This window comes from Synechococcus sp. PCC 7335, assembly GCF_000155595.1.
GTDB lineage: Bacteria > Cyanobacteriota > Cyanobacteriia > Phormidesmidales > Phormidesmidaceae > Phormidesmis.
In genome coordinates this window covers 265,979-292,544 of the sequence record NZ_DS989905.1, presented here as the reverse complement: position 1 = coordinate 292,544, position 26,566 = coordinate 265,979, and the positions used below count along the sequence as shown (strand labels likewise).

Sequence of the window (26,566 nt, the reverse complement as noted above, 5' to 3'; positions counted from 1 at the left end):
AGTCTTCAGCCTTCTATCTTTTAGGAACGCAGAAATTCTTTTACCTGCTGATTGAAGTCTTTTGCTTCTTCGTAGGCACCATGGCCAAGTCCTTTGTATAAAACAAGCTGACTGTGCTTGATGCTCGCTGCTATTTCTTGTGAGGTGCCTTTGCCTGCTACGCGATCGCAGTCTCCACCAATCACAAGCGTAGGACACTGAATAGTACCTAGCTCTTGATAAGCGTCATGCGTCAGGCAGGCCGATGCCTGAATCAAAAACCGGGTAAAGGATGGAGGCTTTCCAATTCGGCTAATCACCGGATAAAGGGGGCGATAGAGTCTAAGATGCTTATCAGTAAACGTCTTTTCCATCGTGTCAATCACGAGCGATCGATAGTCGCCTGCTTTTGCCAGATTTATCCAACTTTTCACAACGCGCTGAATGATTTCATTTTGTCTGGCGATTGAGACCGCGATTGCCAGTTTCTCAACGCTATGAGGAAAATCAATTGCCAAATGCTGAGCAATCATCCCTCCTTGCGAAACACCCATAACGTAGGCTTTCTCAATCTCTAGCCTTTCCAACGCAGCATTCTGATCTCTGGCCATATCCCGCGTGCTGTAGCTTTCTTCTAATTCATTTTTTCTACTAAAAACGTAAACTCTAAAGTCTTTTGTAAACTGCCTGCAGTAAAAAGCTAGCGCCACGGCCTGCCCCTTAACAGTCTTGAGGCCATCGCTCAGCCCAGGTAAAATCACGAAAGGTTGCTGCCCTCGACCAAATGCAACATAGTCCATATGCGTATTGTCGATACCTACGCTATTTTCTTCAATGTTGAGGGCCATCGGATTGAAAATCATAGGCGCTTGCTATATGTCTCACGGTGACTGAGCGTAGCTGAATCGGGTCTGCGATCGCGATGACAAAAGTCATTCAATTGCGTGACTTCTGAATATGGATAATGACAAAGAATCTCGCTTCTCTAGAGTAAGCCACCTTAAAGGCAAGGAAATTTATATGATTGGTTACATCACGTTAGGCACAAACAATCTAGAAAGAGCAGAAAGATTCTATAACGTTCTGTTGAAGGAATTAGGAGCCACGCAGACGTTTAAAACCGGAAGCTCTGTGTCATGGGGCTTTGGAGAAAAAAGGCCAATGCTGACGATTACTCAGCCCTTCGATAGAAAGCCTGCTAGCGCTGGCAATGGGGTAATGGTGGCCCTGATGGCTAAAAGTCGATACGTTGTAGATAGCTTTCATGCAAAGGCATTAGCGCTGGGTGGTAAGGACGAAGGCGCACCTGACTTTCGAGGCGATGATTTTTATGTAGGTTACTTTAGAGATTTGGATGGCAACAAGTTGAACATTTTCTGTTATCCATGTGCATGAATTAATCGCGGTACACTCCGCTCCATTAGGGAACCAATCGAGTTGATTTTTATATGTCATCACGTCTGGTTACAAGAAGGTATGACAATAGTCATCTGATCGCATGACGCTCCGCTATAGAAAATAACAGTAGCTTTCGCTTCTATTGAACTAGCAGGTGCCTTTATCGATCAAATACTGACAGAGGAACTGCAATTAAGCATAGCTAAAATCAATAAAAAATGATCAACGCAATAGCACATCCCAATATCTCTCTAGTCCAGCAGCTAAACTTTGATAATTTAGCTGCATCTCCTGATCTCTTTAGTGATAAATTCGTCTGGCATTCTTTCAATCCAAAGCTGAGAGATGTTCAAGGCAACTACGTTGGCATAAAGGGTCTGAGAATATTTTTCAGAAGGCTACAGCGATATACTGGTAGTACCTTTCGGATTGAACCCGTCAGTCTCGTACCCATCGGTGATGAATTGGTCATCGCTCACGTTGTAGACCATATGCTGCTGTACGGTGCTCATATAGAACTAGACGCGGTTATTGTTTGGCGGATTGTCAACGGCCTGATTGTAGAAGTGTGGGATATTCCTTCTCTCTATGTAGATCGCACAGAGCCCTTGAAACCGGATTCCCTAGAGCGTGCTTTAGATATGGCTGCTTAATCAAGTATCAGCTCGCCCCATGCGATCAGTCCTGTCTTGTGGTTTTATCAGCGCTGTCCTTTGTCCAGAGTTTCTAAAGACGCTAGAAGCTCTCATGGATGCTTTGCCAAAGATTTAGAACCTTGTTTGCATTATTCTATTTCAGTAGGAGAGTAATTTAGCCGTGAATCGCAGCGTAAAATTGATTCTCGACATCGTTATGGGATCTGTTATTCCCATCTGGATCTTGAATAATCTGAATGAACAACTGGGAACAGTTATCACCTATATTGTCGCTGCTCTAGTTTCTATCTTTTGGGTCTTACTCGATTTATTTTTTATCACCAAACGGTTTAATCTGATTACTAGCTATGTTGGTGCTTTTGCGATCGGGCGGGGCTTGTTAGCATTTTGGTTCGTCGATGGCGTACAGTTTGCCTTCAAAGACAGCGTAGGTACTATCTTTATAGCGCTGGTGTTTGGTGGATCAATTATCGTTCGCAGACCTGTTATGTATTACCTAATTGTGCAAGCCTTTAATCCAAATACACCAAAGCAGGAACAGTCACTTAAGGCATTGCTCAAAGAGTCAAAAGTCTATCGCTCACTGGTCAAAGGCACCAAAACGATGCTGGTGGTTACACTATTAACAGGAATTGTAAACTTCTTTCTGAATCTCCAGATTGTAGAAGCCGATTTTGGTACGGCTAGCTTCAATCAGCAGGTAGCACAGGTCGATGCCATCACTCGAATTGTACTCACAATACCTGAGTTTGTTGTATTTTGGATTGTTATTGTTTCTATTCGTCGGACAATGTTTTACTTTCTACCAAAAGAAGGTATAGATCAAAGTGAAAGTGATCTATGGGATTTGTTAGAGCTGCGCGAAATTCAACGATCAAGATCGCAATCGCAACTAGTCAATCGCAACTAAACGTAGGTTAGGCAGCTGCAGTTGAAAATGGCCGTCACTTCGCAGCGATCGCATCTTAGATATTCAGACGCTTTCTCCTGAACGACTACAGAACAACTCGCTTGTACAACTCTTCTAGAGCTTGTTTCGAAGGTTTCTCAAAAGCCTCGAACATAGCTCAACACTATTCTTTCATTCTCGACTATAGACCGACGATGTGTTTAAAGAACATTTCAAAACGTTTTCGATGGCTATCGAAGGTGATCGCAACCGCTTTTTTCTCTAGCATGGCGGCAGCGCTACCAGCCGTCTCAGCCGAAACAATCTACTTTGACTATGGCTATCTAGGCAGAGCAATTTCTACCGCTTCTCTAGAAGCCTTTGTAGAAGATGGCACCGTCAATGACGAACTAGCTCCGTATATTGGTGGAATGTCGGCCTCAAGTCGTCAAGAATTACAGCAATTTTTAGGTACACCTCTACCGGCTCTAAATACAGGCGCTTTAGGCAGGCTCAGCGATCCTTTCGTGCTCTCTCAGTGGCTACATGCCCCTACGGGGGAGCTGATGCTGACTAGGCTGGGCGCAATGATCCAGACGCAGGGACGTCAAAATGGGCATCAGGCAATTCGAGGTGCGCTAGTTGCAGCCGCTGCCGACCCAGAGGGGCTTTCGGTGATGAACGTTATTCGCTTTTCTCCGACAGAAGCAGTTCGACTGAACTTGCTCAAAATCTTGGCCCTTTCTCGAAGTATTAGCGCCAATGAAAAGGCAACTAAACAGTTGGTGAGTATGGCTATTGAACAATCTGAAGCTGCAGCACTACAAGTATCTTCTATTAATTACAGCGCTTTACCCATACTGTCGGATATAGATCAGTTTGAAGTCACAAAGCAGCCGTTGGTACTAGAAGATCCAAGCCGTGATCGCACCTATGCAGCAGACCTATATCTACCGAGTAGCGTTCATGATTTATCCCCCAATACTCAGATAGAATCGATTCCAGTGATGGTCGTTTCTCACGGGTATGGAGATGATCGACACCTATCCGACATAGTGACTTTGGCTCAAAGCTTGGCAGCTAACGGATTTGCGGTAGCGGTATTAGAGCATATTGGTAGCAACAGAGACTATAGAAGCAACCTATCTCGCGGTCTGACGCAAGAGTCATTCGAGACAATGGCGTTTGTCAATCGCCCGTTAGACATCACATTTCTACTCGATACGCTAGAGCAGAAAAATAGTGCTGAGTTTCAAAGTCGCCTTCAGCTAGATCGCGTTGGCGTGATTGGCCGCTCATTCGGAGGCTATACGGCCTTAGCCGTAGCGGGTGCCACTGTTGATATTGAGCGACTGCAGAACCAGTGCGATCCAGCGGCAGGGTTCACACCTGATACGGTGAATATGGCGCTGCTGATTCAATGCCGAGCATTAGAGCTAGCCGCCTATCCCAAGAGCATTCAACGGCTATCCGATGGCAGCTTGAAAGACAATCGGGTTTCACTAGTGATTGCTTCCGCTCCGCTAACAAGTTTATTTGGGCCTCAAGGGATGGGCTATGTGGATGCACCTGTGGTGATTATGGGAGGTGCTCATGATATGACCTCTCCTATCGTGCCAGAACAAATGCATGCATTTCAGTGGCTGCAAACTAATCAAAAGTATTTCTATCTGGCTGAGAATACAGCGCACACCCCAGAAATGAGCCGATTCATTTTAACGAGGGTTCATCCGCAAAGCGATATTTTAGATAGGTTCGATCAGTCCGAGAGGGCACTTTTTAGCTTGACAATTTCTCTAATGATCGCTCACGGGAAAGTTCACTTACTTGAGGACGAATCGTACCGACCTTACTTAAGTGCCGCATACGTTCAGGCCGTTAGCCCCGAACCTACCCGGCTTCATTTAATAAGGGCGATTCCATAGAAGCACTAGCCAATTACTTTTGTCATGGCGATCGCACTCAGAACTGCCGTACGATTGAAACCGAAGCAGACCTATTGATAGTACGAGTTTAGGCGCATGACTCAGCCAACCGTTAAAACAGCCTGTTCTTCTATCCACAAGATCTTGCGTCACGTAGAATGGGTATTTCTAGGAATTCTTGTACTTAGGGCAACGTTTCCCATTCTCTATAAGCCGCTAGGCTACGAGATCTCTAGCGGCGACTACGTTGTCCTGTGCGTTTTAATTCTATTTTTTATTCTCAGCTTCCAGCTTCCTATAGACCGTCCGCTATGGCAAAAGCGGGCTTATCTATGGATAGAGATTATCGCACTGTTAGCAACGCGCTTGTTTTCTGAGTGGGGCCTAGACATATTTCTATGGTTTGTTCTGGTCAAAAGTTGCTTTCTACTGAGTCGTCGTGAAGTTATTTTTACTGCGATCGCTTCTGGCACTGTTTGGCAAATAGCGCTGGCAAAGTTCGCTTTTACGTATTTAGATAGACCCATTGAGGAAGCGCAAGCAGATGTCACAGCCATGTATGAGATTCCTCAATCCATTCAGGTGTTTGACTATGTGCTCAATAGTACAGCCGCCTTTATTGCTGTCAATTCGTTGATCATATTCCTGTGCCTGACGATCATCTCTGAGCGCAAAAGCCGTCAGAGGGAAGCGGCACTTGCCCAAGAAGTAGAGCTATTAGCCGCAGACTTAGAACGGGCTCGCATTGCTCGCGATATTCACGATTCGCTAGGTCATACGCTGACCTCGCTAGACATTCAGCTAGAGCTAGCGCAGCGCCTCTATGAACGTAATTCTACAGGGGCTAGGCAGGCAATAGATATCTCTAAGCTGCTCTCTGGGCAATCACTGCAAGAGGTGCGACGCGCAGTAACAACGCTTAGAGAGGAGGCTTTCGATCTAAATGCGGCGATCGCTAACTTGGTAGAACCGCTAAAATCTGATTCCAATTTGGTGGTAGAAAACAAGTTAACCCTGCCGAAATTGCCGCTCCAAACCAGTCATCAGCTCTATTGCATTATCAAAGAAGGACTTGAAAACATTCGTCGTCATGCCCAAGCGCGGGTGATCGGATTGTACAGTTGGGCGACGCCTGAAAATATTGTTGTATACATTGAAGATGATGGCGTTGGCTTTGATGTAGGATTGTCTGCTACGGAGTCAGGCTCTAGATTCGGGCTACGAGGTATGCAAGAGCGATCGCAATCCATTGGTGGCTGCATGAAAATCGATAGTGCTTCTAAACAAGGAACGCGCATTCAAATTACGGTGCCCTATGATCAAACTCTTACTCGCTGACGATCAAGCTATCTTTCGCCAAGGACTATCTTCTCTGCTGTCGCTAGAAGAAGATTTGGAAATTGTAGGCGAAGCAAATCACGGTAGGGAAGCCATTACGCTGGCGGCGACCCAACAGCCCGACGTGATTTTGATGGATATACGCATGCCAATTTGCGATGGGGTGTATGCCACCAAGGAAATTCATACTCGCTATCCTTGGATTCGGATTTTGGTATTTACGACTTTCGACGATGATGAATATGTATTTCAATCGCTGCAAGCAGGCGCTTTAGGTTATCTGCTAAAAAGCACGCCATCGCAGGAAGTGGCAGAAGCAATCCGCAATTTGCAAAGAGGCTACTCTCAGCTAGGTCCAACAATTGCGCCAAAGGTATTTTCTCACATCGATACTGATACTGAAGCGCAGAAAACAGACTACCGCAGCCAATTTAGTGAAAGAGAGTTGGATATTCTCAAGCAGTTAGGTCAAGGAAAGCGTAACCGCGAGATTGCCGCAAACCTTAACTTGACGGAAGGCACGATTAAAAATCATCTGACAAATATCTTTTGTCAGCTAGATGTACGCGATCGCACTCAAGCAGCTCTGTGGGCACACCAGCACTTACTGTATTAATTGGTCGTTCCGACAAAACCGCTAAAAGCACAAGTTTCACATAGAGAGGAAGAAGATATGAGTTAGAAAGTAAAGGAGTAGACTGCGTAAGGCCAGGTCACACGACTGGCTATGGCTTACTCGATATCGACATTGATAGTCCTTACCATCCGAGGCAAGACGCGGTGCGATCGCCCGCATAGAAGCCACCTTCGAAACCATTGGCATCACCCGAACACTCCGCATCCGCAGCAGTTGGAGTGAAGGAATACGTCTCTACATTTCTCTACCCGAGTCCGTCAAGACCTTCGATTTTGCAGTTGCAAGAAAGAACTGCCTAGAGCTACTTACTATTGGCAGGTAGCACCGAAACTGTAGAGGCAGTTCGATGTAAAGTGAACTAAAACAGTGCATCAGCGACAGCGCTATGAATTTAAGCATCAAAACTCATATGGCCCCGACGGGGCCTTGCACATAGAAGGACTTGATCAGATTGCTGGTCAGGACGTAACCGTAACAGTGTCTTGGCCGACTACATCTGTTGGCTCCTCAGAATTTGACTTAGAGCAGTATGCCTCACCCACTATAGGGCCAGAGGTTGCCGCTAGCATCATGGCTATCGGCGCCGCTTGCTCTAGTCTGCCTGTTTTGGATGATCGCAGTGCAGATGAAATCTTAGCCGATAATGTCTATCGGCCTACCTGAGTAAGCCAATAGACATTATCGGCAATAGTTGAGATATCTGTAGCAGGGCTTCGAACTCCTCAGCGGTCAAGCCTGTTAAGCTGCGAAGGGTGCGGGGCTTGTTCTTCAGCTCTCCATACTGCATTTTCATGGCCCTACCTCTACCTGCTTCCTCCTGCTGCTTATGCTAACAAATTCCCTAACGTCCGATTAAGTCTGATATTCAAGATAGAGTTCGTAGCCCTTCAGGAAAGATTCTCTATAGATATCTTTTATCACAAAACAATATTCTTTCAGAAAATATTGTTTAACCTCTTTTTACCAAAGAAAGAGTAGCTAGGAATTAACAATATTAGAACAGATAGACGCATAAAATCTGCCGATTCTATGCTTAGTCAATGGATAGATGCCGTCGATCAACAGCTAAATGCAGTTTCACTGATTGCCTGGTGAAAATCTACTGACAAAACGTGGATGTTGCAGTTTTCCTGGAAGCCTATTGATGTGAACTAGCCAAGCGGGCCCTTTCACCATAAAATTAACCTGGAACAAGTTTACAGTTCGTTACGTGAGGAAGGCTACGATGATCAAATTTTCTAGAATCAAGCTATTGGCAATCGCAGGTGCTATTAGTTTTGGAGTGGTCCCAGCGGTAGATGCTCGAGCACAAGTATTAGAGGCCAACCCTACCACGAAACAAACGACCGACGATGTCGTTACCGAAAGTGATATTGCCACTATCGTCAGTGATGTTGAAGGACTAAGCACCCTGGAGGCAGCGCTAGAGGCAGCAGATCTAACTGATGCACTTATGGGTGAAGGGCCTTTTACTGTTATTGCTCCAGTTAACGATGCCTTCGCTACTCTTCCAGATGGTGTTTTAGAGTTTCTATTGCTACCTGAAAACAAAGACCTTCTAACTGATATTCTGACCTATCACGTTATTCCTGGGGAGGTGATGTACGCAGACCTCGAACCTGGCACTGTTGAAACCCTCAATGGTGAAGAGCTAACAATTACGGTTGAGGATGATTTAGCATTCGTTGATGGTATTCAGATTGTCGGCTCTGATGTTGCCGCGACCAATGGATTGGTCCATATCGTACAGGACGGTGTACTCGTCCCAGCTGATACCGCTGCAGAGCTTGACTCTCGCTTAGAAGCAGCTATGGATGAGGAAACTATGGATGAGGAAACTACGGTCGAAGAGCCTATCGATGAAGAGCCCACAATCGAGGAGCCCACGGTCGAAGAGCCCATGGTCGAAGAAACTGCTCCTGCAGAACCCGTACGCGGACTCTGGTAGGTTAGATCCAGCTAGTCATCTGTAGTTTTGTTTGGGTCCTTTTAAGCTCTACAGACGGATGGTAAGACGTTTTCTCTTTAGTACTCTCTGACCTTCGATCCGTTGACACATTGTTGCTTAGTACTTTGAAGCAGCCTGTTTGTACGGATAGGGATAGATATGGACCCGTATAGGTTCAAAAGCTGAAAGAAAGCGCCGTGCCTGACCCCTGACTTGAATCGGCCAATTCGTCATTCTCCTACTCGAGTTGGCCGATATGAGTTCTCAGTTTGATGATTCAAATCTGTACAATGTGCTGTGTCAACGTTCCATCTATGTGTTGAAACGCTCGATTACCCACCGGACGGTAACCGGAATAAACCCTGTTTGGTAGTCCTTTTATTCGTGTTGTCTTTTATAGTCTTGGAAAAAGTAACACGAATAGTTCTTTACAACTATCTGCTGAAAGTCTACTGAAGAAAAGCAACTTAATACGATAGCTGCAAGAGCGTAGTAAAGGTATAGTTATACAATTGTATAATATCAGTGCGGCAAGATAGCTACTAGGCACGGCAGAGACTATGAAGCTATGGCCTGCTAATTCACAGACCGTTATTCTCCTTTGGCTCTCGACATCGGACTAGAAGCCCCTTCGCTGTTTACGACCTCTTAGTGCTACTGCACGACTAACAACGGGCGATCGCGCAGAGCTAGCAGAACGGCGGGCGATCCTCCGGAAATGAAGCAGAGAGACGGGTGATTGCTCTCTAGTGAATAACAGGCAATGAGGGTGATCGTGCTGAAACACGATAGGAACAGTCGAACTACCTTGCTGTTCTTCAAGAACTAAACGAAGAAATCTGCAGTAATCTCAGAGCGTTACTACGTTTAGCGGGTTGTGGTACGACACGATTGCTGCCCTATCCTGGCGGCTTCTAGCACCCTAGCAAGCTATCAATTCCGTTTAGGCATCGAATCACCTAATATATCCATATATACTTGTTTCTATATCTGATAGCTTGCGTATACTAGAGTAACGTATGTAATTAGCTTCGCGGTCGAGGACTTAACGTAGCATCTTTCTAGCTCATGCCTATCGCCACTACGGCAATGATGACAACACTCAAACACAACTGGGAGGAGGCGATCGCGCAATGCTCTACTGAGTGGCTAAAGTCGCTACTGAGAGAGCTATTACCTCAAGTTGTCGATGTCGCTGATACGGCTGATGGACACCACCAGGCTCAGCAGTGGGATGTCTTAGTTAAAGAACGAATGGCACAGCGAGGGTTGAGCACACCTAGCCAGCAGAAGAACCCCATCACCGATGTTAGACGGGTGCTTAAAGCGATTGATCAGAATCATCCGGCGCTAGCCGATGTGGGCTTTAACCCAGAAGAATGGACAATGATCAATATGCCTTCTGAACAGGCGGTATCGCAGCGCTCGGCTAAACCGCTTAATGACCCCGATGAGATTGCCCGGCGAGCGGCGGTACTCTTGCAGTCTGAGTCCTGGAGTGAACTAGCAGCAGGCTTAGCAGTAGCCACCGGACGACGCGCTGCTGAGGTGATTCAAACCGCTCAGTTTAAGCAAGCTTCTCAGTGGTCTGTCTGGTTCACTGGCGCGGTCAAACGTCGCGGTGAAGCTGTTGCTTTAGAGTTCGAGCTACCAACGCTGGTTGAGGCGGCTAGCGTTGTCTCTGCTACTAGACGATTGCGATCGCTCCTTGATACCGAGGGTATGAGTAACCGCGAGATTAACCGCGCCTATAGTCATGCAATCGCTCAGGCTTGTGATCGCTCCTTCAAAGACTTAGTCCCCGCTAGAGACGGCAAAGATAATCTCTATACTCATCTATTTAGGTCTGTGTACAGCACAATTGCGACTTTCTGGTTCTGTCCAGTAGATGTGCCTGAATTGGAGTTTAGAGCAGCGATTCAGGGCCATTACAAAGTACTGGAGGAAGGCAGGACTGAGCTGAGGCGATCGCTTGCTGCTAGTCGTCACTACTTCGACTATGAAATCAGTGACCAGGTGATTGCTACACACAGAGGACAGAGGAAGGGAGTGCGCCTGAATGAACCAGGAGTCCAGATAATTACAGCTTTTAGAACAACAGAGGTAATTGAAAAGGAGAAAGTCGTGATGAGTCGGATTGGTATTTCTGAGAGCGATAAGCAGCGGGTGTTGGCAATTCAAGGTGAGCTAGGTTTAGGGACTCAGCACGATACGATGCAGCTGATCCTAGATGCAGCAGATACGGCAATTTCTTTAGCCGATGCGCTAGGGTGCCAGCCGATTGAACTAGGTGAGAAGATCGAGATGATCAACCAGCGGTTAGAGGAAGAGCAACGACGGAACGGTCAACTACGGGCTAAGCTCGCTGAGGCAGAGAAGATGGTAGGTGGAGTAGGGACTAGTCAGATAATTGAACAGTCTCTAGCCATGGCGCATGAATTTAATGGGCATCTCAAACAAGAAAATCAACGCCTTAGAAAACAGTTGGCGCAGGCGCATGATGATAGGGAGAGCCTCAAAGCTCAGTTGGTTCGCTTTGAGGCCGCTCAACATCAACTGCAACAATTGCAACAACTTCTTGGTGGCACACTGAATGATCAAGCGAATTCTCAGACTACGGTAGCTCAGATTGGGACAGACCAGCAGACTAAGGAAGTTCAGACACAATCAACTACCCAACAGAATCGGACGGTAGCTGCCAAGAAACCCGCTAAAGAGCAGAATTACTCCGATCAGGTCGAACGTGAAGTCGCCAATCTTATTCGCGAGATTATGCAATATAACGACCAGCAGGCTACCGATGACAGCGAAAGGTGGTTGATCAACCAATCTACCCTTAAGCAGTTAACGACTCGTAATCAGGCCATCATTAAAAGAGTACTCGAGGGGGAGATGGCAGATGAATTGAAGGAACATCACGATAACTACGGTCTCTATGGACGCATGGCGAACCGTGGCAAAGATATTGAACAGCTTAAGGCTGCGCTCGGTATTAGGAAGTAGATAAGGGGATGAGAGCAATCTTGCTTCATAGATGAACATAGTCATTGATGAATATAAAGGAACAGTGAGAATGAATATAGAGGAACAGTAAGGCAATTCCTCTGACAAAGAAAACTAGACAGGTAGGTTTAATGGATATTTTTGATCGAGCCGAGCGCCTGATGACCATGAATGACCAAACCTGGCAAAGGCATGCCAGCCCTTGGAGCGTTTGGACTCGGATCTTTACGGTTGTACCACTGATTAGTCTGGCAATATGGAGTCGAGTTTGGCTAGGCTGGTATGCGCTAGTGCCTATCGGCCTAGTCCTTTTTTGGATCTGGTATAACCCACGGGCATTCCCAGCACCAACCTCTACCAATAATTGGGGAGCAAAGGCAACTTTTGGCGAACGTATTTTTCTTGATAGACAGAAAGTTAATATTCCACAGCACCATCTACGAGCGGCAAATGTTTTGACACTGATGTCATTGATTGGTTTGTTAATTTGGAGCTATGGACTGTTTAGTCTGAACTTCTGGGCAACTATCGCAGGTATCATAGGAGTCGTTCTGCCCAAAACGTGGTTTTGCGATCGCATGGTCTGGATATACGAAGACATGAAGCACACCAATCCGGTTTACGAGTCTTGGTTGAAGGAATAAGGGGACTCCAGCTAATAAGCAGGCATTCTTTGCTGTTTCTGTTGTAACCAGCAAGCTTTCATTGTTCCCCTCGTTACAATAAATAACTTAGACCAATTGGTCAATATTTATTTCATAATAGCCCAGTTAGATAACGACTGGGCCCACTCAGTGCTCGAGGCAGCGCTCAAAGCAGTCCTAGCTTCTTCTTGAGTTGATAGAGCTCATGTTCTACTTCTAAAGCTAGAAACAAAGCTTCTTGCTGCGCTAGAGAGGACGGCTCCCTTGTGACAGTCACTCGGTGGTCAGGATCTACATCGACTTCCTTTTTGAGTTCTTCCATCTCGCATTGAGCTTCGTATTTCTTCCAAGCTTCCTCGTACCAATCGATAAGCGGAGAGCCGTGGTCCGATCCACAGAGACTATCTAGAATCAGGAGGCCACCAATGATGGGAAAAGCGTTCATCACAAACAGTCCCACCTTCATACTGCCAAATCCTACCCATGCTGCAGTGGCACTGGTCTGAGCAGCACCATGTAGGGTGCCAATAGCGGTGCCTGTCTTGGCAACGCCAGCAGCAATAGCGGCAGCGTGAAAGATAGGATTACTAGCTGCAAGCCCTATTCCAACGGTTGTTTTAGCATCCATATTGAATAAGATCGATGTGAATGGGTATGTTTATGATCAGCATTCCCTAGAAAGGCTCTATTACTTCTTTTCCTTTTGAGCCAAACAGACGAACTATGTGCTTTATTTCGTTAGCATGAGCGAATGCCTTTGCTAACTCTCCTTCCCATACTCAACTCATCTACAAACGATAATTACGCTTGGATAATACAGACACCTCAAACGATTGAAGGCTATCGGATAGATCAATGATCTTATCCGTCTCGTAATCTGTAGAAATTAAGACTGTCCAGCCAGTGCAATCAATCTCTACATCTGTTGCAAATGGCTGCTCATAGCTAAAATTAATCGCAACTAGTACAGTCTCATCTTTATACTCTCTTAGATATGCTAAGTGTTCGTGGGGATAATGAATCAGAAATCTACAGTTTCCTCGCCTTAGCGCAGCACTTTGCTTTCGTACTCGAATTAACTGTCGATAAAAATTCAAGATTGAATCTGGATCTTTTAGCTCAGAGGCGACATTACACTCAGTGTAGTTTTTGTGTACGGGCAGCCAAGGTTCAACATCCTTACCAAAACTAAACCCCGCGTGGATGGAGTTATCCCACTGCATGGGTGTCCGTGCACCATCACGAGGTGGGGGAGTTTCTCCAGTGCTACTCTTTCTAATCGCGTCATCTTGTTGCTTTTCCGTAGGGATGTCTGTGTTATCCTCCATGCCTAATTCTTGCCCATAATAAAGGATGGGTGTGCCGCGTACTGTCATTAGCAAAGTGGCTGCTGCTTTGGCGATCGCGGTCGAATCTACGCACAAACTACACTGAATCCACCGTGACAAATGGCGAGGAATGTCGTGATTGTCTAAAAAGTAGGTAGGCCAAGCACCTGATGGTGTAAGTCTCTCGACTTTATCAACTTTTCGCTGCAAATATCCGGGATACCAAGGACTAAACGGAAATTCGAATGTGATAGGTAGATGGAGTTCGTCGTTATCTTTGCCGTAAAAGATAATTGATTCGAGTAGTGAGCTATCAATAAATGTTTCGCCGATGAGAACGCGATCGCCATACTCATCTAAAACCTTTCGAATCTCTTGAATGATGACGTGGTTTTCGGGTAGGTTCTTATCGTATAAGTGATGATAGTTATTGTAATCGTTCTTGTCAGAAGCACCGTATTTCAGTGGATTATTACGAAAATACGGGTCTTTTACGTAGGCACTAGACGCATCTAAGCGAAAGCCATCCACGCCTCGGTCTAACCAAAATCGAACAATGTCGTGGATGGCTGCTCGCACTTCAGAATTATGCCAATTGATATCGGGTTGATTTTTGTTGAATGTGTGAAAGTAAAACTGATCTCGCTCGGAAGAGTATGTCCAGCCAGGTCCACCAAAGTATGATTGCCAGTCGTTAGGAAATTTTTGGCTACCTTCTGCCGATTGCCACAAATACCAATCTGCCTTCGGATTGTCTCTACTAGAACTAGATTCAACAAACCAAGGATGCTGATCAGACGTGTGGTTTACGACCAAGTCCATAATGATCTTGACTTTGCGCCGATGCGCTTCTTCTACTAGCGTGTCAAAGTCATCCAGATCTCCAAAAGTGCTGCAAATACTCTTGTAATCAGCAATGTCATAGCCGTTATCCACCATTGGAGACTTATTTACTGGTGAGAGCCAAATTGCATCTATCCCCAGGCAAGTATTGCTATCTTCATTGCCATCATTCAAGTAATCTAGTCGCTCGATCAGTCCTTTTAGATCCCCTATTCCATCCCCATCAGCGTCTGAAAAAGTCAGCGCGTACACCTGATAGATAACGCCCTCTTCCCACCAGCGGTAATCTCTATCGGTTTTTACATCTGCCGTTATGGTGGATGCCATAGGCTATTCTATCCCTTGCACAATGCCGCTTTCAAGCGGAGTTTACCTTTGCAAAGTATCACTTAGAGTGAACCTGACACCTTAAATCTTGATGACGCGAGCATGAGGATTTGATGATAGGTTTGCTCTCATTCAACACGATCCCATAGTTTGCGAAACCACAAAACCACGCTAAGCAGCAAATAAACTACCATCGCTTACTCCATCAGGAACCTCATAGTGACGCCCCAGAATTATGTTGACGCTAGGTTACCTATGAATGGCTGCTCAATCCTTCTACGATCCAGAACTTGAGCAGCTAGCACCCTGATTTACCTGTAACAGAAGCCCTTCAACTATAACTAATTCTCTAGTTCATCAGGTGTAACCGGTATAGTTGGGGGGCGATCGCAGCACTTTGGCTTTCACGAATGCGACTGTTTGCTGATTCATGGCAGCATGGCGGGATATGCCGATGAGCTAACGCCAGAAACCCCTGCGACTGAACTGTGCGATCGCCTTATTCGCGCAGATGCCAACCATCTCTTCTGCGGACGCTCAGTCCGCACCTTTGAGTGCTGGGTCACTCTCACCCAACTGCACTCGACCGTCACCACCCTTGACGGCCCTCAACCTACCCAAGACCAAAGCAAAACGCCCCGGCGCATCGTCGGTGTCGGCTCAGTCGGGCGCAGCCTAGGACAGGCCACCTACACCTTGTACAGTCCAGGCAGTAACCAGCTTTCGTTTAGGACTGTAAACTACGAGCGAACCAAACACAGGAAAGTAAAGAGAGAGAAAGCAAAAGGATTTGGCTCTCACTAAGGTTTTGGCTTAATGCCAAACGTTATAGCCTGACTTCTTTTCTTATCGCGTTTTGGGTCGCTGTACCAGTTGAATCTGCTGAGATGAGGAGAGGATAGATCACAAAATTTAAGGCCGAGGGATGACTCTGTAACTCATCGGCTTCTTCATGGCGTAACGATAAATCGACCCAGTTATTTGGATGCAGCTGTGCTTTGGTTGGATTCAAGCAACTCAGCTTCGTCTCCGGTAGAAGTTTAACAAAAGTAAGAAAGTTCAGAACATCATCCAAAAAGTGAGGTAGTCTAGCTGCAGTCTCTCAATTTATAACTGTAAGCCTCGGTGTTGCCACCCTGCTGGTTTAACCCATTGCCGAAAGCTGCGACTATCCCTTGAGTTTCGTCTGATCGACTATGAGCAATACTATTCTTCTTACCCTGGTAACCGGATCTTTTCTCCTAGCGTTCATCCTAGCTAGCTTGGCTGAATATTGGGCACATCGCCTGATGCATACGATGCCTCACCTATGTCCCTCTCATATTGAGCATCATCAGCTGAACACAGGACAGGGCGTATTGGGTGAATTCCGAGACTATGTTCTGCCAGGACTACCTTTTGTAGGACTTATTTGCCTGCTGTTGTGGAAGATTGGATTAGGTATGGTTGGTCTGAGTCATGCACTTGGTGCGCTCTTCTACGCTGCCTTTGCTGCCTATTCCCATCAGCTACAGCACGACAACCCTGCAAAGTGCGCTTGGATGATAATGCCTGTTCACTATGTGCATCATCAGTACGATCAGTGGCATCACAACTTTGGCATAGCCGTTGACTGGTGGGATCGCATCTTCGCTACTTATAAACCAGTGGAATGGTCATCTACTATAGGTAAAGACAAATCTAATAAAGGGTTCTTGCAAGTTCGCTGGTGGTAGATTTACCGTAACAACAACTCAACGGTGATTTGAAAGCTTCACAAACAAGCGATAAATTTAGGCTCCTTTAAGGTTTCACTGGCCGCGTTTTTCTATCATGGCTTTCTATCAAGAAGAGATCCATCATGAACCATCCAGTGAATCTTACTAAACAAAATATCGCTATCCAGGGCTATGATCCCGTCTCTTACTTTTTAGGTAATCCTACAGCTGGAGAGTCAAGTAGGAGCGTAACTCACAAGGGCGCGATCTATCATTTTTCAAGCGATGATAACAAGGCTATGTTTGTGCAAGATCCTGAACGCTATAGTCCTCAATATGGTGGCTTCTGTGCGAAGGCGATCGCTGAAGGTAAGCTTGTCCCTATTAACCCAGAGACTTACACAATAACCAATAATAAACTGTATCTCTTCTACAACAACAATGGGACTAACGCCAAGCTAGCATGGGACGCAGACGAAACCGCCTTCATAGAGAAAGCTGAACAGCAGTGGGCGAACGGAGAGCTAAGAGAAATTTAAAAACACCGTAGCAGTGCCTTTCTAGATTGACTGTGGTAGGGCAACACTGTTAACTTAACAAGATTCTACCGCACGCGATGATGTAAGAAACCGAGTTCACTTCGAATGTAAATTACGCACCTTTGCTCCTGCCCTTGGCCTAGTTTTATGAGACCTCATTTCTCTATTTTAGCAACGACTTTAGCCTTTCTGTCTGCTATATCTCTACCAACTATCTGGGTTCATCCCTCAAAAGCAGAAACCACTGATAACCTAATGATTAGTCCAATCGCGACAGAGCATCTAGCGGGAGAACTAGAGACGGTAGCGACTTTTAGTGGTCCTATGCCTGCTGGCGTGACGGTTTCAGATAACGGACGAATTTTCGTTACCTTTCCACGATGGGGTGATGAGGTCCCCTTTACTGTGGGTGAGGTTGTTGACGGTGAAGCGATCGCATATCCGAGTAGTGAGATCAATGAACCAGAGGGCGCTGCTGCTGAAAGCCTGGTATCAGTACAGAGTGTCGTAGTAGCACCTAATAACTGGCTATGGGCGTTGGACGCTGCGCGAATAGAGTTTGGAGAGCCGCCGGAGAACGGCCCTAAGTTAGTGGCGATTGACCTAGCCACCAATGAAGTCGTCAAAACGATTCTGCTGCCAACGGATGTAGCGATGCCGACTAGCTACTTAAACGACGTGCGATTTGACTTACAGCGAGGTGAGTCAGGCATTGCGTATATTACTGATTCCTCTACTGTCGGGGATAATGGCCTAATTGTTGTAGATTTAGCTTCTGGGAACAGCTGGCGGCGGCTTCATCAGCACAGCTCTACGCTACCAGAGCCAAATTTTACGCCTATTGTGGAGAGTGAGGCTCTCTTGAATAGGTCAGCTGCTGGTGAAACTAGCCATATGACAATTGGTGCAGATGGAATAGCGATTAGCGCTGACGGCAGTCGGCTCTTCTATCGAGTGCTCTCAGGACGGCATTTATATAGCATTGACGCAAATTTGCTATCCGACCCAGCAGCAACCGATGAGGACATCATTGCAACTATAGAAGACCACGGAGACTTAGGGTTTGCCTCTGACGGCTTAGAGGCTAATACAGCAGATCAGCTCTATCTGACTAACTATGAAGACAACAGCATTATGCTCCGGCAACCTGATGGATCTTTAGAGACTCTGGTACACAACCCATCTGCACTCTGGCCAGATACATTGTCACTTGCCAGCAATGGCTACCTTTACTTCATTTCAAACCAACTTCATCGTCAGCCAGGGTTTAACTACGGAGAAGATATGAGGCAGAAGCCCTATGCTTTGTATCGAGTAAGAACGGACGCCGAACCTGTGAGATTGAGATAAAAAAAGCTTTCAATAGCCTTGGATTGAACAGGAACAACTTTAACTAGGAGTCCCATATTGACTTCTTCTCACGCACTTACCCAAGGAGGTATCCCCGTAAGGATGTTGATGCTGGGAAATGGTATGGAAAGGCACTTAGCTACGAGCGTATGATTAGTCTTATGACCGCTGAGTACAGTAACTCACATATTGGAGAAGTCTATAAAGATATCTTCGGAAGCAATTTGAAGAGCTATAGAATTCGCCATATTCAGACTGATATGATGCTATGAGCGCCTTTTTAGAATGTCTTTGATCAACGGGAGGGCCGCTTCGATATCTTCCGGTTGTGCTTCTGTTTGCTGCCAGCTTTCTCTATCGGCCAGTCGTGTTGCCCATTCCTTTAACCTGGGATGCCCCTCTAATGGAAGAGAGGACACCATCGTTCCGGTAACGACTTCAGCCCGTGTAAACTCACTGCCAGCAAAGTAGGGTTTGTTGCCGAGAAGCGTTTCAAAAAAATCTAGAATCGTTGTTACTCTTTGCTGCGCGGCTTCTAGCTTGTGAGCTTCAACCTCTAGTCCAACAGCAGGACGTGTTAGCGGAAACATAGCAGACTGAAGCTCACCTACTGTAATCATCTCAACCATGCGGACGATGACGATCGCCTCTGGTTCCGTAGGCATCAAAGCTGGTGTTGGATGCTTCGCTTCTAAGTAGTCAAGAATAGCTAACGATTCGATAACTCTAAAGCCCTCATCGTCTATGACCGGTACACGCTGGAGGGGGTTGATAGCCGAGAACTCCTCGCTAAACTGCTCTCCACTGAGATCTATCAGAATAGGTTCAAAGGCAATCTGCTTTTCAAGGAGTGCTACCCAAACACGTCTAGCGTTGATAGAGATAGGGTGATAGTAAAACTTCAGCATAGGTCCGCCAGAGAGTTGTCACTGAATAGACACATCATTATCAGTATAGGATCAGGTGCTCTATAGAATACGTAGACTCTCAAGCTGAGGGTTAGAAACTGTTAGCGAACTGTTTGGTACGTTTGTGTCTTGGCGAATCTCAGGAGATAGGCTAGCGGCGATAGAAAGGGTTGAGACTCATGAGGCGGCCATCACAATAGACAGTGGGCGACAAGTTTCAGCCTATGCGATCGCCTTCACTTGCTAAGGGGTGAGCTTGAACTTTATCCGATAATGAGTTCCCTGAGCGCCTCATTGGATTGTCACCTCAATCTCAGGATATTCTCATCGTGTATTCAAGTACTCTCATTCTTCGTATTCCGTAAGGTCGCATCATATGGCTCAGTTAAGTATGGAGAAAATAGAAACTGACAAAGGGAACTTTTACATGTGTTCTCCGAGAGTCTTGTTCACTTCATTTTCTTTAGGGATAAAGCTCTGTTCAAAAAATTTGGAGAAAAGAATGCATCTTCTGAATATCTATTGAAACCATCTCCAGAGAACTACTCATAAGCTTTCTGAGATTGTGCATGGTTGAATATTCAGAAGTTGTTCATTTGCGCTATTCTTGGCATTTGCCCAGAGACGCAATGAAGCTAGTTCTTTGCTACGGGCGTTTGCTAAGCAATGGTCAACCACATCGAAGTTGCCTATCAAACACCGTCTTTATCTCTCTTAGTTTTATTTTGAAGAGACTTTTTATCTCTCTAACTACGCACTTAGCTACAGCAATCTAGTTGCGAATTGCAAACAAGATTGGGATCGGATGCATCTGATTAACTTCAAGTATTTCTGCATAAAAAACATAGGAATAGATTTATGTCTGTTGTAAATCCTTTTGCTCAATCAGCATCGGTTCTAGATGGTGCGCAAGAAGTCGCTGCCGGCGATTCTAACGCAGCGGGCGTTGATACCCTTATTCTAGGTAGTAATGGTGAAAGTTTGAGCTATGAACTTACTGTTTCTGGCTTGGATTTCGGTGCTTTCTTCAGTGACGGAAAGCCGCAAACTGAAGATACCGGTGACGACGTTATTGGACTTCACATCCATAGCGGAAGCCGTGGTGAGAATGGGCCGATTGCCTTCGGCTTGATTGATATCGGACTAGTAGATCGGCAGTTTGATGGTCAGGATGTAGACGACATCACTTTCTCCCTCAATTCTGATGGCTCTACGACTATTCGAGGTGTTTGGGATGAAACAGATCCAGCTAGCATCGCGCTAAGTCAGTTTGTCGATGACATTCAAAATGCTGCGCCCGGTGAAGATATTCCTCTCTATTGGAACGTTCATACGAACGACTTTAGAGGAGGGGCTATTCGAGGCCAGTTTTTAGGAGAGAATGCACCTATTGTTGGAACCGCAGCGGCAGAAGAACTGCAGGGCACCGAAGGCAACGATATTCTCGATGGCCTAGGCGGTGGGGATACGTTAGTGGGACTCGGCGGCAACGACGTATTGCTCGGCGGTGGCGGCGCTGACATCAACGACGGCGGAGAGGGTATTGACACCGCTAACTTCAGCGACATTGGCGCACCAGTGACCGCGCTGCTAGGACAAGGTCTCGCAAGCTATGTTCCTGCATCTGGTGTTACTGTCATCGACACACTGATTAGCATCGAAAATCTCAGCGGTACTGAAAACGATGACCAGCTATTTGGCGATCGCGGCACTAATGTTATCGATGGTGGCGGTGGTAATGACCTAGTTGCAGGTGGCGGCGGCGATGATGTCCTGCAAGGCAACGAAGGTGATGATGTGCTGCGTGGTGGCGGTGGCAACGATACGCTCAACGGTGGGAACGGCAATGACACGGCTGACTTCTCAGATATTGGTTTTGAAGTGACCGCTAACTTGGCCCAGTCAAGCGCAAACTATGTTGTTGCCAGTGGTGCAAACGTAGTCGATAGCTTAAGCAATATTGAGAATCTCTCTGGTTCTAGCAACGACGACCACCTAACCGGCGACGATGCCAGCAACCTAATTGCGGGTGCGGCTGGTGACGATACGCTCTTAGGTGGCGACGGTGATGATGTGCTGCGCGGAGACGAGATTGGCGATGGGACAGCGCTTGTCTTTACTGTCGAAAACTTGCAAACCAATGGCGGCACATTCTATACGCCGCTTTGGTTGGGTGTACACGATGGAACTTTTGACCTATACGACCGTGGGGGCCCAGCTAGACAGGGATTAGAGCGTTTGGCGGAAGATGGCACTATTGCGCCTATCTCTGCTGAGTTTGTTGCTGAGCAGCTTGCTGTGGGCGGTGTCGACGGCACTATCTTCGGTGGACAAGGCGTCCCTGGACCGATTGATCCAGGTGAAACAGCCCAGATTGTTCTAGATGTAGATGATCCTTCTGTTGCTCGATTCTTTACTTGGGGAACGATGGTCATTCCGTCTAATGATGCCTTCTTAGCAACGACTGGCAACCCGCTGGGGGAGCCTATCTTTGATGCTGACGGTAACTTCCTAGGGCCAATTACAATCGAGCGCACCGGAAACGATGTTCTCGATGCGGGTACGGAAGTAAATACGGAAGAAGGTGCAGCTTTCCTTAATCAAACAGCACCCGATGAAGGCACACCTGAAAACGGTGTTGTTATAGCGCATCCTGGCTTCAACGGTTCTGAGCGAAATCCTGACGGTACGCCTGTGAACATTCTAGGAGGGTTAACTGCGCCGGGGGCAATGATCGATCCGGTTGTTGGGGACTTTACTCAAAATGGTGGTGAGGACCTGCTGCTAAGAATTACGATTGACGAGCTTGCCGCTCAAGGTGGCAACGATGTCATTGACGGCGGTTTGGGTGATGACCTCATCGAAGGCGGTGCGGGAAGCGACCTGCTAGCTGGCGGACTTGGCGACGATGTACTCTTCGGGGGTAAAGGCGACGATACGCTAAGAGGGGATCTCAACAACAGAAATCCGCAGGTTGGCGTTGGCGGTAACGATGTATTGCGCGGCGGTGCGGGTAACGATGCCATCGGCGGTAAAGGTGGTAACGACCAGCTCTTCGGTGATGATGGCGACGATCTGCTCTTCGGTGACGACGGTGATGATATCCTGACGGGCGGTGCTGGGAACGATCGACTACAGGGGGATGATTTCTCTGGTGGTTCGGGCGCTGATACCTTTGTGATTGAAGCAGGTGCGGGTACAGATACGATTGTTGACTTTCAGCTAGGCACTGACTTGATTGGTCTGGGTGCAGGTTTGAGCTTTGCTCAGCTAAGTCTCCGAGGAAATTCAATTCTGTTTGGAGATGAGACGCTCGCTACGCTTTCGGGCATTCAAACAGCTAGTTTGGCTGAGAGTAGCTTTATTACAATTTAGTCGGTAGCTATAGCTTTGGTCACTTAGCTTACGGCATAGTCATTAGCTATAACCCTTGTGTTTCAACAGGCTAAGTATAGCAAGGCACGAATGCATCCGCACCTTGCTATACTTAGCCCGGTTCGGCCTACTCCTCTGTTGTAATTTTAAAGGGGTGGGCCGAACTGTAGACTACAACGGTTCTCAGATAGGTAAGTTGCAGTGGTAACGATAAGGGAACAAATACCGAATATCTTGGACAAAGACGGTTTCAAAAGCCTCGGTAATCGCTTGTTCAAGCGTCTCGACTGTCCTCATAGTTGAGCGGCTGACACGAACGTCCAGCTGATCTTCTATCCCTTTCTACCCTATCTAGCTACCTAAATCTAACGAATTTAAAAGTGCGACACAGCCTACTTTTGATAGGGTAATTGATTCGAGATTATCTCCTAATGTTGTAGGTGTTGCTATCTTCCTTTAATCCAAAATTCACGTAACTAAACCTGTAATAGAAAATTAAATACCAGGAATTTCAGAAAGCTCACCTTGTAGCTCTTCTACTGAAAATCCTGTCGCCTCTCTCCATTCTTCTACCGTGAACTCATATCCCAGAGCCCGGCGCTTTGAGAGCATTGAGTAGCCTACAGACGAGGAAAATGAACCAAAAGAGTAGGACGAATGCTCCGCTAAACTGCAAACTGCCAGACAATCGGTTCCCAACCATAGGCATCGCCTTGAGTTCTCACATGACCTAGCCCTGGGAAAGGCATATGGGGCACCAACAACAGACGGCGCTCGGCTGTAACTGTTTCAAGCAAATCGCGACGAGCGATTACACCCTGCTCGGGGTCGCCATCGAACGCAACTTCCCAGTCTGGATTCTCTAAGTTGAGCGGATCGCTAAAGAAAACGTCTCCTGTGGAAAGCAAGCTGTCTTCACCAGAGGTGATTAAGAATGAAGCCTGCCCTGGCGTATGCCCAGCAGAATTAACAGCCTGGATATGAGGAATGACTTCATCGCCCATAGCAAACAAGGTAGTGCGATCGCCGATCACGCTCAAATTTTCCTTTGCCGCCGCAATCAGCCCTGCTTTTGTTTCTTCGTCCAGCAGGGATTTGGGTAGCTCTACAGAATCTGCCGTCCAGAAGTCAGATTCTGCCTGGGAGAGGTAAAACTGAGCATTCGGGAAACGCAGCTGCCCCTCGGCGTCTAAAATGCCGCCAATATGGTCTGGGTGGGCGTGGGTCAAAATGACGGTATCAATATCCGCGGCGGCAACGCCTGCGGCATCTAAATTTTCTAGCAGGTGACCAGCGGTGGGACCGAAGCTATTGCCCGCGCCAGTGTCAATCAGTACGGTATGTTCGTCAGTTTCAACATAGAGTGCGTTGACATGGGCAAAAATGTCTTCTGTAGAGAGGAAATGCTCTGTGAGAACCGCTGTCACGGCATTGGGGTCAGCATTCGGAACAAAGAAACCGGCAGGAAAAGAGAGGGTGCCGTCACTCACTACCATGGCGTTAAAGTCGCCTACTTTGAAGTGATAAACCCCTGCATTGGTCGGACTCATCTCAGGGGTTGTCTCGGCTGAATCCGCTGGAGGTGTTTGTGCAATCGCAAAATCACTCCCCCGCAACGGCGCACCATTGCCCAACAGCACCAAGCCAAGGGTCAACCCTGCTACTATCACTAGCAACTGCCAACGCCGACACCTTCGAGAAATATAGCTTGTGAGTCCTGCGACTAAAGCATTCAGCCGGCGCTGTTCTCTCATCTTTCACTCCCAATTTAAGCCCCTTAAGAATATCGCGCTTTGAGAAAATTCAAGAAGAAACAAGGGACGCTTCGTAATTTTTCGTGGTGAGACGGATGTATAATTGTAGTCTAATAACGATAATCATTATCATATTTTGAAGTTCGTTGCCTGTCTGCTCACTCAATCTAACCAGTCATCTGCTGACGAAGAAGTGTGGCTCAGTCTCAAACCGATATTGCTGTCATTGGCGGGGGACCGCAGGCGCTGATGCTTATTACTCATCTGCTGCAAAAGAATAAGCGAATGCGGGAGCGTCTAAACGCGGGTTTCTCGCCTGGGTTTCAAGTTTTTGACCCCAGTGGCACTTGGCTCACCCAATGGCACAGACAATTTGCAGATCAAGAAATTCGTCATCTGCGATCGCCTGCTGTGCATCACCCTGACTGTGATTCTCACAACTTACGCACCTTCGCCAGCGGACGAGAAGGGGTTTCAGCTAACTTTAGCAGATGGGAAAACCGTGGGCGCACGTAGAGTTGTCGTCGAGACGGTGCTGCTCAGGCGAAAGTGCTGGACTGGACAAAGCAAGTAAACAGCTATCCGCCAGAGCGACTCTGCCATGCGCAGGCGGTGTCTTTACCAGCATTACCATCGCTGGTAGTTGCCTGTGCTAGATCAGCATTTGCGCTGGCCAGGTTGCGAATTGTTTTTGATGGGGCCTTGGTCAGCATTGCAGGTAGGCCCTGTCGCGAGAAATTTGTTTGGTGCGAAGCTAGCATGCGATCGCATTGTTCCAGCACTGACGAAATCTAGCCTGTCTTTGGTTCGCACGAGTCATGGGTAAGGAGCAGCGAATGCTCTAATAGGTGATTGTCTAGGAACTGCTGAAAATATCTGAGGGTGAACGGATGATCGCACTCAAAAGAAGCAGAATGCTATTGAGGAAGGTTATGAACAGGTAGACTTGGATGGATGGTAGCTATTTGCTGGATTTGATCGAGTCGATCTATGCGTCGAATGAACACTTTGACTGCCTGAAAAGTGGGCGTTGCCTCAAATGCAACTAAGCTCGGGCGTTAAAGTCTCCTAATCAAGCTTTGGACTGCCCTCTACTACGGGTCAAAATCCCCTGACTAGGACTAAACAGCAACGCTGACAGAAAGCAGACAAATAGCGTCAACGCGATCGCCGGTCCAGAAGGCGTGTTGAGATAGTAGCTGATGTACATTCCCGTCAAACAAGAAAACACACCCAGCCCTGCGCCGACCGCCATCATCCAGTGCAGCTCCTTGGTTAGCAAATAGGCTGTCGCTGCTGGATTCACCATCAGCGCCACCACCAAAATCACGCCTACCGCCTTGATGCTGGCCACAATCGTCAGCGTAATTGCAGCCATCAACCCAGCGTTGATCGCTGCTACCGGCAGGCCAATTGCCTCTGCACCTAACTGATCGAAGGTAAAAAACAACAGCTCCTTATAGAACACTTTCACGCCGACTAATACAGCAAGTGTCACAAAACTGATCTCCCACACATCTGCTGGCGCAATGCTAAGAATATCGCCAAAAAGAAGTTCTTCTAGATCTAATCGGCTGCGTAAGCTAGTGAGTAAGGCAATGCCCAGCGAGAAAAAGCTAGAGAAGGTGATAGCCATGGCGGCATCGACCTTGACTTTGGACTGGGCGCGAATCCAACTGGTGACAAAGGTGCCGAACATACCGGAAATAAAAGCGCCGATGAGCAAAGGAAAATTCAGAAAGTTGGCGATCGCCAAACCCGGCAACACCGCATGTGCTACCACATCACCCAACAATGCCATACGCTGCACAATCAGATAAGTACCAATAATTGGACACAAAATGCCCATCAGTACACCCGCCGTCAGCGCCTGCCGCATAAACTCGTAATTCAAAGGATCTAGCAGCCAATCCATAGTGTCGTGAAAGGGATGATAATCGCTCACGTAATCATCTCATTTCTTGCCACGATTGTGCGAGCACTTTACCCAGTGAACCTACCAAAAACAAGGGTTAACATAGAGCCCGC

Annotated in this window: 25 protein-coding genes; 17 read left to right on the top strand and 8 right to left on the bottom strand. The window is 47.0% G+C overall.

The features are described 5' to 3' along the window. Positions 1-20 precede the first annotated feature (20 nt). Positions 21-842, bottom strand: coding sequence for an alpha/beta fold hydrolase (locus S7335_RS21105; protein WP_006458073.1), 822 nt, complete (start codon positions 840-842; stop codon positions 21-23). 157 nt (positions 843-999) lie between these two features. On the opposite strand from S7335_RS21105, the gene S7335_RS21100 reads away from it, so the two are divergent. From S7335_RS21100 to S7335_RS21075, 6 genes are all read left to right on the top strand, one after another. Continuing rightward, a complete protein-coding gene (locus S7335_RS21100; RefSeq protein ID WP_006458315.1) occupies positions 1,000-1,374 on the top strand; it encodes a VOC family protein in 375 nt (124 codons plus the stop codon). 221 nt (positions 1,375-1,595) lie between these two features. Next, positions 1,596-2,030, top strand: a complete 435-nt coding sequence (locus S7335_RS21095; RefSeq protein WP_006457810.1) for a nuclear transport factor 2 family protein — start codon at positions 1,596-1,598, stop codon at positions 2,028-2,030. Positions 2,031-2,193: 163 nt separating this feature from the next. Next, complete coding sequence (locus S7335_RS21090; RefSeq protein ID WP_006458025.1) at positions 2,194-2,943, top strand: VC0807 family protein; 750 nt, start codon at positions 2,194-2,196, stop codon at positions 2,941-2,943. A 194-nt stretch (positions 2,944-3,137) separates the two neighbouring features. Next, positions 3,138-4,847, top strand: a complete 1,710-nt coding sequence (locus tag S7335_RS21085; protein WP_006457762.1) for an alpha/beta hydrolase — start codon at positions 3,138-3,140, stop codon at positions 4,845-4,847. Positions 4,848-4,943: 96 nt separating this feature from the next. Beyond that, complete coding sequence (locus S7335_RS21080) at positions 4,944-6,185, top strand: sensor histidine kinase (RefSeq protein WP_006457744.1); 1,242 nt, start codon at positions 4,944-4,946, stop codon at positions 6,183-6,185. Further along, complete coding sequence (locus tag S7335_RS21075) at positions 6,163-6,801, top strand: response regulator transcription factor (RefSeq protein WP_006458043.1); 639 nt, start codon at positions 6,163-6,165, stop codon at positions 6,799-6,801. Before S7335_RS21080 ends, S7335_RS21075 begins: the two co-directional genes overlap by 23 nt. Positions 6,802-6,837: 36 nt before the next feature. On the opposite strand, the gene S7335_RS28065 is transcribed toward S7335_RS21075, so the two are convergent. Then, entirely contained in the window at positions 6,838-7,026 is a 189-nt protein-coding gene (locus S7335_RS28065) for a hypothetical protein (RefSeq protein ID WP_157620607.1), read from the bottom strand. A gap of 162 nt (positions 7,027-7,188) precedes the next feature. Here S7335_RS28065 and S7335_RS21070 point away from each other — a divergent pair, with 162 nt between their 5' ends. From S7335_RS21070 to S7335_RS21055, 4 genes are all read left to right on the top strand, one after another. After that, positions 7,189-7,485, top strand: a complete 297-nt coding sequence (locus S7335_RS21070) for a hypothetical protein (RefSeq protein WP_038019362.1) — start codon at positions 7,189-7,191, stop codon at positions 7,483-7,485. Between the two features lie 562 nt (positions 7,486-8,047). Further along, entirely contained in the window at positions 8,048-8,770 is a 723-nt protein-coding gene (locus tag S7335_RS21065; protein ID WP_006458089.1) for a fasciclin domain-containing protein, read from the top strand. Between the two features lie 1,068 nt (positions 8,771-9,838). Next, on the top strand, positions 9,839-11,773 hold the full coding sequence (locus S7335_RS21060; RefSeq protein ID WP_006457995.1) for a protelomerase family protein: 1,935 nt from the start codon (positions 9,839-9,841) through the stop codon (positions 11,771-11,773). Between the two features lie 131 nt (positions 11,774-11,904). Further along, the gene (locus S7335_RS21055) at positions 11,905-12,417 is read left to right on the top strand and encodes a DUF6653 family protein (RefSeq protein WP_006458082.1); all 513 of its coding nucleotides are present in this window, start codon (positions 11,905-11,907) and stop codon (positions 12,415-12,417) included. Positions 12,418-12,583: 166 nt separating this feature from the next. Here the strand turns inward: S7335_RS21055 and S7335_RS21050 are convergent, their stop codons facing one another. Continuing rightward, positions 12,584-13,045, bottom strand: coding sequence for a hypothetical protein (locus S7335_RS21050; RefSeq protein ID WP_006457944.1), 462 nt, complete (start codon positions 13,043-13,045; stop codon positions 12,584-12,586). Between the two features lie 160 nt (positions 13,046-13,205). Then, the gene (locus S7335_RS21045) at positions 13,206-14,915 is read right to left on the bottom strand and encodes an alpha-glucosidase (RefSeq protein WP_006457985.1); all 1,710 of its coding nucleotides are present in this window, start codon (positions 14,913-14,915) and stop codon (positions 13,206-13,208) included. A 438-nt stretch (positions 14,916-15,353) separates the two neighbouring features. On the opposite strand from S7335_RS21045, the gene S7335_RS21040 reads away from it, so the two are divergent. From S7335_RS21040 to S7335_RS21020, 4 genes are all read left to right on the top strand, one after another. Further along, the gene (locus S7335_RS21040; protein ID WP_227500085.1) at positions 15,354-15,719 is read left to right on the top strand and encodes a phosphoesterase-related protein; all 366 of its coding nucleotides are present in this window, start codon (positions 15,354-15,356) and stop codon (positions 15,717-15,719) included. Positions 15,720-16,111: 392 nt separating this feature from the next. Further along, the gene (locus S7335_RS21030; protein WP_006458238.1) at positions 16,112-16,630 is read left to right on the top strand and encodes a sterol desaturase family protein; all 519 of its coding nucleotides are present in this window, start codon (positions 16,112-16,114) and stop codon (positions 16,628-16,630) included. Positions 16,631-16,755: 125 nt separating this feature from the next. Further along, positions 16,756-17,151 carry a YHS domain-containing (seleno)protein gene (locus tag S7335_RS21025; protein ID WP_006458255.1) on the top strand — a complete coding sequence of 132 codons (396 nt, stop codon included), beginning with the start codon at positions 16,756-16,758 and terminating at the stop codon, positions 17,149-17,151. 255 nt (positions 17,152-17,406) lie between these two features. Next, positions 17,407-18,501, top strand: a complete 1,095-nt coding sequence (locus S7335_RS21020; protein ID WP_038019699.1) for an L-dopachrome tautomerase-related protein — start codon at positions 17,407-17,409, stop codon at positions 18,499-18,501. Between the two features lie 266 nt (positions 18,502-18,767). On the opposite strand, the gene S7335_RS21015 is transcribed toward S7335_RS21020, so the two are convergent. After that, positions 18,768-19,409 carry a glutathione S-transferase family protein gene (locus S7335_RS21015; RefSeq protein WP_006458403.1) on the bottom strand — a complete coding sequence of 214 codons (642 nt, stop codon included), beginning with the start codon at positions 19,407-19,409 and terminating at the stop codon, positions 18,768-18,770. 124 nt (positions 19,410-19,533) lie between these two features. Between S7335_RS21015 and S7335_RS29280 the strand changes: the two genes are divergently transcribed. Both S7335_RS29280 and S7335_RS26340 read left to right on the top strand, forming a co-directional pair. Next, positions 19,534-19,656, top strand: a complete 123-nt coding sequence (locus S7335_RS29280; RefSeq protein WP_006458370.1) for a hypothetical protein — start codon at positions 19,534-19,536, stop codon at positions 19,654-19,656. A 611-nt stretch (positions 19,657-20,267) separates the two neighbouring features. Beyond that, positions 20,268-22,784, top strand: coding sequence for a spondin domain-containing protein (locus S7335_RS26340; protein ID WP_006457951.1), 2,517 nt, complete (start codon positions 20,268-20,270; stop codon positions 22,782-22,784). Between the two features lie 665 nt (positions 22,785-23,449). Here S7335_RS26340 and S7335_RS21005 read toward each other — a convergent pair. Then, positions 23,450-24,538 (bottom strand): MBL fold metallo-hydrolase, encoded by a 1,089-nt coding sequence (locus tag S7335_RS21005; RefSeq protein ID WP_006458156.1) that lies wholly within the window; start codon positions 24,536-24,538, stop codon positions 23,450-23,452. 195 nt (positions 24,539-24,733) lie between these two features. Here S7335_RS21005 and S7335_RS28055 point away from each other — a divergent pair, with 195 nt between their 5' ends. Then, the gene (locus tag S7335_RS28055; RefSeq protein WP_006458391.1) at positions 24,734-25,054 is read left to right on the top strand and encodes an FAD/NAD(P)-binding protein; all 321 of its coding nucleotides are present in this window, start codon (positions 24,734-24,736) and stop codon (positions 25,052-25,054) included. Between the two features lie 62 nt (positions 25,055-25,116). Here the strand turns inward: S7335_RS28055 and S7335_RS29275 are convergent, their stop codons facing one another. Both S7335_RS29275 and S7335_RS20990 read right to left on the bottom strand, forming a co-directional pair. After that, a complete protein-coding gene (locus S7335_RS29275) occupies positions 25,117-25,251 on the bottom strand; it encodes a hypothetical protein (RefSeq protein WP_255346490.1) in 135 nt (44 codons plus the stop codon). A 359-nt stretch (positions 25,252-25,610) separates the two neighbouring features. Beyond that, positions 25,611-26,453 carry a metal ABC transporter permease gene (locus tag S7335_RS20990; RefSeq protein ID WP_038019354.1) on the bottom strand — a complete coding sequence of 281 codons (843 nt, stop codon included), beginning with the start codon at positions 26,451-26,453 and terminating at the stop codon, positions 25,611-25,613. Positions 26,454-26,566: the final 113 nt, after the last annotated feature.

Bases quoted from the DNA above. Each gene is read 5' to 3' on its own strand.
- S7335_RS21100 (WP_006458315.1), top strand. From the start codon at position 1,000: ATGATTGGTTACATCACGTTAGGCACAAACAATCTAGAAAGAGCAGAA.
- S7335_RS21105 (WP_006458073.1), bottom strand. From the start codon at position 842: ATGATTTTCAATCCGATGGCCCTCAACATTGAAGAAAATAGCGTAGGT.
- S7335_RS28065 (WP_157620607.1), bottom strand. From the start codon at position 7,026: ATGCGGAGTGTTCGGGTGATGCCAATGGTTTCGAAGGTGGCTTCTATG.
- S7335_RS21020 (WP_038019699.1), top strand. From the start codon at position 17,407: ATGATTAGTCCAATCGCGACAGAGCATCTAGCGGGAGAACTAGAGACG.
- S7335_RS21060 (WP_006457995.1), top strand. From the start codon at position 9,839: ATGCCTATCGCCACTACGGCAATGATGACAACACTCAAACACAACTGG.
- S7335_RS21005 (WP_006458156.1), bottom strand. From the start codon at position 24,538: ATGAGAGAACAGCGCCGGCTGAATGCTTTAGTCGCAGGACTCACAAGC.
- S7335_RS21085 (WP_006457762.1), top strand. From the start codon at position 3,138: ATGTGTTTAAAGAACATTTCAAAACGTTTTCGATGGCTATCGAAGGTG.
- S7335_RS21025 (WP_006458255.1), top strand. From the start codon at position 16,756: ATGAACCATCCAGTGAATCTTACTAAACAAAATATCGCTATCCAGGGC.
- S7335_RS21075 (WP_006458043.1), top strand. From the start codon at position 6,163: ATGATCAAACTCTTACTCGCTGACGATCAAGCTATCTTTCGCCAAGGA.
- S7335_RS21050 (WP_006457944.1), bottom strand. From the start codon at position 13,045: ATGGATGCTAAAACAACCGTTGGAATAGGGCTTGCAGCTAGTAATCCT.
- S7335_RS21015 (WP_006458403.1), bottom strand. From the start codon at position 19,409: ATGCTGAAGTTTTACTATCACCCTATCTCTATCAACGCTAGACGTGTT.
- S7335_RS21040 (WP_227500085.1), top strand. From the start codon at position 15,354: ATGGCGGGATATGCCGATGAGCTAACGCCAGAAACCCCTGCGACTGAA.
- S7335_RS20990 (WP_038019354.1), bottom strand. From the start codon at position 26,453: ATGGATTGGCTGCTAGATCCTTTGAATTACGAGTTTATGCGGCAGGCG.
- S7335_RS21095 (WP_006457810.1), top strand. From the start codon at position 1,596: ATGATCAACGCAATAGCACATCCCAATATCTCTCTAGTCCAGCAGCTA.
- S7335_RS21055 (WP_006458082.1), top strand. From the start codon at position 11,905: ATGGATATTTTTGATCGAGCCGAGCGCCTGATGACCATGAATGACCAA.
- S7335_RS29275 (WP_255346490.1), bottom strand. From the start codon at position 25,251: ATGCTGACCAAGGCCCCATCAAAAACAATTCGCAACCTGGCCAGCGCA.
- S7335_RS21045 (WP_006457985.1), bottom strand. From the start codon at position 14,915: ATGGCATCCACCATAACGGCAGATGTAAAAACCGATAGAGATTACCGC.
- S7335_RS26340 (WP_006457951.1), top strand. From the start codon at position 20,268: ATGTCTGTTGTAAATCCTTTTGCTCAATCAGCATCGGTTCTAGATGGT.
- S7335_RS21080 (WP_006457744.1), top strand. From the start codon at position 4,944: ATGACTCAGCCAACCGTTAAAACAGCCTGTTCTTCTATCCACAAGATC.
- S7335_RS21065 (WP_006458089.1), top strand. From the start codon at position 8,048: ATGATCAAATTTTCTAGAATCAAGCTATTGGCAATCGCAGGTGCTATT.
- S7335_RS21030 (WP_006458238.1), top strand. From the start codon at position 16,112: ATGAGCAATACTATTCTTCTTACCCTGGTAACCGGATCTTTTCTCCTA.